This window comes from Roseovarius sp. MBR-79, from assembly GCF_053628555.1.
Map to the genome: position 1 here is coordinate 1 of NZ_JBRJGP010000074.1, position 1,421 is coordinate 1,421.

At 62.4% G+C, this 1,421-nt stretch carries 2 protein-coding genes; both read left to right on the top strand.

The window, feature by feature from the left end; translation table 11 throughout:
• Positions 1-588, top strand: a 588-nt coding sequence (locus tag ACSSV8_RS20185; protein WP_454283677.1) for a hypothetical protein, incomplete at its 5' end; no start/stop codon positions are given.
• 189 nt (positions 589-777) lie between these two features.
• Positions 778-1,371: a sigma factor gene (locus tag ACSSV8_RS20190; protein ID WP_454283678.1), complete on the top strand. Its 594-nt coding sequence runs from the start codon at positions 778-780 to the stop codon at positions 1,369-1,371.
• Positions 1,372-1,421 lie beyond the last annotated feature (50 nt).

Genomic DNA, 1,421 nt, shown 5'->3' on the forward strand with positions numbered 1-1,421 from the left:
TCAGTGTATCTGCTTGTCTTCATTCGAATTCTCCTCGTTCATCTTGCCGAGAAAATTCTACTTTTGAAGCCCCTTAATTTCGGGGGGGATTACCCAGGTGCAATAGGGGTTCAAGAAAAGGCCGGTGACGAATCGCTTGATAGAGATTGGGGTTGGTTCGGTTCAATGCGTGGCGCGGGAGACTTCAAGAATCGCGTTGCAGAGAACGACCGGTTTCTAGCTCGCGCCGTTGACAGCATTCCACAGAAGGGAAAGGTCACAAGAGAGCATTTCGACCGATTTGCCAGCCTTTTTGTCAAGGCGTTTGCCAATTCGAGCAGAGTTGGGGGCGTCGCGACGGCGTCACGCCTGCTTGCCATGAAACGGCCCGACGTATTCCTCTGCATCTCCAATCCCAATATTGTGGCCGCGGCGAATGGGATGGGCTTCGCCAAGTCGACTCTCAACCTCGAAAATTACTGGGACCGAGTCGTGGAAGTGATCCGCGCGTCGGAGTGGTACAATATCGACAAGCCCGAAAATCGCGATGGACAGCTTTGGGAGTGTCGGGCGGCAATGCTCGACGCCATTTATTATTACCCGGGGTAGGCTGAACGCAAAACCCGCCCGACAATAGGCAGTCCACCCACAAGGGCCTAGTGAAGCGCTCTACTCGTCGCCTTGGGCAAAGGGCCAGACCCACCAAACCCTCACCTTATTCCCACCCCGTTCCCACCTGCGCGCCGACCGCATCCGGCACCTTGGGCTCATCAGAAACGATGACCGAGGCGCACAGCGATGCAGATCGAACTCACCCCCGACGACATTGAAACCATCATCCGCGAGGCCGATGCGGCGGCGCAACGGCTTCGGCGCAAGCTGAGCCTGCCGCTCTGCGAGCGCGAGGATCTGGGCCAGGATCTCCTGGTCGATCTGCTGCGCCGCTTGCCCGCCTACGATCCCTCGCGCGGCAGCATCGGCGCCTTCGCCAACATCGTCCTGCGCAACCAGTCCTCGCGGATCGCGATGCGCCATCACCGCCGGCGCCGTGCGCAGGGTGGGTCGCTGCTCTCGCTCGAGGTGCCCTTGGCCGGAGCCCGCGAGCCAGTCGGCGACACGCTGACCGAGGACGACGGGCTTGCCGCCTGGCACGGCCAGACCTGCTGCGCCGCCGCTGTCACCGAGCTTCACCATGCCCTGCAGGCAGCCCTCGCGCGGCTCCCGGCCGAGGATCGCCGCTTCTGCGCGGCGCTGGCGCATCGCCCCGTGACCGCGCTGGCGGCCGAGGGATTCGGCAGCCGGTCCGCGCTCTACCGCCGCCTCGCCGATCTCCGTCACGTCCTCACTGCCCACGGTCTCGGTCCCGCCTGGGACGATCTCGCGGCGGCCTGAGTAGAGGCGAAAGGAGGAGATCATGTTCATGGGCACCACCCCCTTCATCA